This is a genomic window from Pseudomonas sp. Root329 (assembly GCF_001424925.1).
Taxonomy (GTDB): domain Bacteria; phylum Pseudomonadota; class Gammaproteobacteria; order Pseudomonadales; family Pseudomonadaceae; genus Aquipseudomonas; species Aquipseudomonas arabinosi.
The window spans coordinates 1-2,898 of record NZ_LMCV01000047.1 but is presented as its reverse complement, the minus strand read 5'-3'; the positions used below and the strand labels follow the sequence as shown (position 1 = coordinate 2,898).

Genomic DNA, 2,898 nt, shown 5'->3' with positions numbered 1-2,898 from the left:
CATCGTGCCTTGATCAGGCTACAAAGCCGGACAGCCACTCAGCCTTGAAAATCGAAACGGGATCTAGCGTTTTTACACACTCTGGGCCAAAAGCAGCCAGTGGATGGAGCGATGGAAAATGAGAGCTAAGCTTCCTTCTAATGTCGGGCTTATCACCCCACTGCGGCCTATTTAGAGTTAGCCCTTCACAACAGCCTCGGAGGGGAGCCAATGAAACGCTTCGTAATGCTCATCGCGATCTCTTTGCTTGCCACTGCTTGTCAGAGCACAAATGATAACGGCATCACCCGACTTGATAATTGTGTCTGCTATAAATCGTCCGAGGGACAACAATCGCAACCATCGGAAATGGCATGGAAAGACCCCGAAACATTGAAGAAGCAATTCTCACATTGCATTTGCCGAGCCCTGATTGACCTGAAGAAGGTCAATGATCCCAGTAAATATTTTGTGCCCGGAACCGAAATAAGAACGGAGCTGAAATAAAATAAGTGTTGTGGTCTAACAGACTCAGCTTTCGGCGTATTCGTTGCGTTTTCACACGGCCTCGGTCGATTTCGGCCCTTCATGACAGTCCGCTTTTGGCCGAATGTTGCCTTTCAGGAGGGGCAGAAAACAACCTTTCCGGCCCCTCGTGTCTGCGAGCTAAAGTCATTTCTTAGCGTCCGAGTGGGGGCGGCCCATAGAGCTCAGTTTCCCAGTCTTCAAGAGGCGGCGTTACTTTGAAAGATGGGTCGCAGTATGACCTTAAGTAGTCAGTCGCTCTCCTTTGGGCGTAGGTGAAATTGAGCACGTTGCCTTCACTGTCCATCTCTATTACGTTCGCGAATATAGCGAAGACCATCTCAATTGCACTCGGCTCAGAGCCATAAATGTCGAGGTACTCCACGTTTTCAAGCATGTAGTGGCTTCCACTTGCCATGAAGTACGCAAACGTTCGGAGTGCTCCACTGAAATCATTACTTAGCTTCTTCATGTACATTTTCTTTTAGTAAATATTCTGGATTTAACTGCTTCATAATCAAGCATCTACTTTTTGCCGTTTTATTGCGGTCGAGACAGGCCGGAATCGATCCAGGCTGTGTGAAAACCTTTTTGAGAGCTGCGACGGCTCGAATAGAGAACGAAATTTCCGCTTCTATCCAATTTTTTCGTCCGTTAACCGCGAAAAACCGGGCAGGTTTAATCTAGCCGCGTGGGTCTCAAAGCGGTGGCTGTATCTTCAAACAGCCTGTACCCAAGGTCGGATATGCGACCGGCTGGGAGTAGTTAACTAAACGCTATACAAACAGGCTCCATCTCTTCCAACGCATTTTCACAAGCGCCTATGAGATCTCGCACGCAGTAAAGCCTCCATCCCTTGCCCAATCCCCACTTGGCAGCAACCGGTTCAAGTGAAGATTCCTCTTCCTGCGTTGCCCGAGTCCAGTCATCGTTCCCAATCTCAGCGATCAGTTGCGCTTGGTAGGCCTGTAAAAATGGAAGTAAGCTTTTCGCTTGATCGACATCTATGAGGACCAAGTCTGCTGTATCGAGTTGCTGTTTAACATTTTCGACCAGTTCGCGAGCCTGCAATGGGAGTGCATCTAACACTGCCTCCAAGGCTGACCCTGACTTGTCGGCACTTTGGAACGTACCGCAAATGATGTTCCCTTCTGCCATAGCCCTGCGGTCCGACTTAGGATTGACCACCATCATAAACATCGGAAAGACTCCTAACCTTATGGCTGAGCGTCCCCGTCTGAATCACGATGGTTTTGGCATGCATGTCACCCAGTCGTGTTCTGGACTCCAGAAAAATCCATACCCAATCAATGATGATCAGCGCTCCGGCATTACGGGTAAACGACTGAGACACCGTGCAGCCGAGGAACGTTTTTCTATCGACAGCCGCAATACTCAACAAGCGCTTGCCGAGGCTTTGGCCATTAGGTAGGGCATCCGCAAAAAGCACGTAAGCGAAGGCGATCAAGCCCGCTGAAACAATCTGGGCACTGGGCGTTATACCTGTGATGTAAGCAGACAAGGTGTCAGCGGTGACCTTGACGATAAAGAAGATCAACACCGCAATTACGAAATCAATTACTTTCGCGATAAACCGACGGCTGACGCTCGCCAGAATTTTAGGTTTTTTGCTGTTGCTTCTTGCGTCCATGGTATTTCCGAGATCAGTTGGGTTTTCGGGATTCATCAGCTAGACGGCTGTCCGGCATGCAAAGCTTCTGCCGCCAAAAGGCTGTTATTCGTTCCTGGCTACAGGTATTAGACGTGATAGATGTCAAAACGATATCATTCAAGCGTACCCCCGTCTCTATTCATTTAGCTCGGTTCTTTAGGAACTTAGTGAGAGCAGCGACGGGACCCAGTCATCCCTGGATGCCGCTGCCGAAGGCGACCCCGGCGTCCGTTACGAGACTGGGCAAGGGGTTGCAAAGGACTAAGCAAGCGGCTTTCTGGTACCGCAAGGCCGCAGAGCAAGGTAGTTCAGTTGCCCAGCGCAACTTTGATATTCGCTACTCCGAGGGCAGGGGTGTGATGCAAGATAATAGCCAAGCGTATGTTTGGCTTTCTGTTGCTGCTGCCAATGGGCAGACAGAAGTCGAAGCTGATCGAAATTATGTAGCTGAAAAACTATCTAGATCCCAACTGGAAGCAGCGCAAAAAATAGCAGGGTAATTTTCTGAGAGATACCAACCGCATCGCTGATTTCTGGTGTGCGTATTTTTTATATGGGGGGTGTGCTGCTGGTTGTTCAGCATCGCTATTGACCGCTTGCTGACGGTCACGAAGGGCAGCTATTGGGAGTGTCATAAATTTTGTGTTCGGGCATAACATGTTGCAGAGGTGCATGTATGCCGACCAAGAAAAAACCGGCCAGTGGGGCCGCTCGAGACCTTC

Annotated in this window: 5 protein-coding genes; 2 read left to right on the top strand and 3 right to left on the bottom strand. The window is 49.6% G+C overall.

Translation table 11 applies throughout. The features are described 5' to 3' along the window. Positions 1–210: 210 nt before the first annotated feature. Positions 211–486, top strand: a complete 276-nt coding sequence (locus tag ASC74_RS26630; RefSeq protein ID WP_056745467.1) for a hypothetical protein — start codon at positions 211–213, stop codon at positions 484–486. A gap of 172 nt (positions 487–658) precedes the next feature. Here ASC74_RS26630 and ASC74_RS26625 read toward each other — a convergent pair whose 3' ends face one another. The 3 genes from ASC74_RS26625 to ASC74_RS26615 all read right to left on the bottom strand — a co-directional run bounded on the left by ASC74_RS26625 (position 659) and on the right by ASC74_RS26615 (position 2,155). Then, positions 659–976 (bottom strand): DUF7677 family protein, encoded by a 318-nt coding sequence (locus ASC74_RS26625; protein ID WP_056745465.1) that lies wholly within the window; start codon positions 974–976, stop codon positions 659–661. Positions 977–1,269: 293 nt separating this feature from the next. Then, positions 1,270–1,704, bottom strand: a complete 435-nt coding sequence (locus tag ASC74_RS26620; RefSeq protein WP_236713354.1) for a hypothetical protein — start codon at positions 1,702–1,704, stop codon at positions 1,270–1,272. After that, a complete protein-coding gene (locus ASC74_RS26615) occupies positions 1,679–2,155 on the bottom strand; it encodes an RDD family protein (RefSeq protein WP_056745464.1) in 477 nt (158 codons plus the stop codon). Before ASC74_RS26615 ends, ASC74_RS26620 begins: the two co-directional genes overlap by 26 nt. 56 nt (positions 2,156–2,211) lie before the next feature. On the opposite strand from ASC74_RS26615, the gene ASC74_RS31715 reads away from it, so the two are divergent. Beyond that, positions 2,212–2,676 (top strand): tetratricopeptide repeat protein, encoded by a 465-nt coding sequence (locus ASC74_RS31715; protein ID WP_156400857.1) that lies wholly within the window; start codon positions 2,212–2,214, stop codon positions 2,674–2,676. Positions 2,677–2,898 lie beyond the last annotated feature (222 nt).

Coding starts and splice junctions, on each gene's coding strand:
- ASC74_RS26630 (WP_056745467.1), top strand. CDS start 211: ATGAAACGCTTCGTAATGCTCATCGCGATCTCTTTGCTTGCCACTGCT.
- ASC74_RS26625 (WP_056745465.1), bottom strand. CDS start 976: ATGAAGAAGCTAAGTAATGATTTCAGTGGAGCACTCCGAACGTTTGCG.
- ASC74_RS26620 (WP_236713354.1), bottom strand. CDS start 1,704: ATGTTTATGATGGTGGTCAATCCTAAGTCGGACCGCAGGGCTATGGCA.
- ASC74_RS26615 (WP_056745464.1), bottom strand. CDS start 2,155: ATGGACGCAAGAAGCAACAGCAAAAAACCTAAAATTCTGGCGAGCGTC.
- ASC74_RS31715 (WP_156400857.1), top strand. CDS start 2,212: ATGCAAAGCTTCTGCCGCCAAAAGGCTGTTATTCGTTCCTGGCTACAG.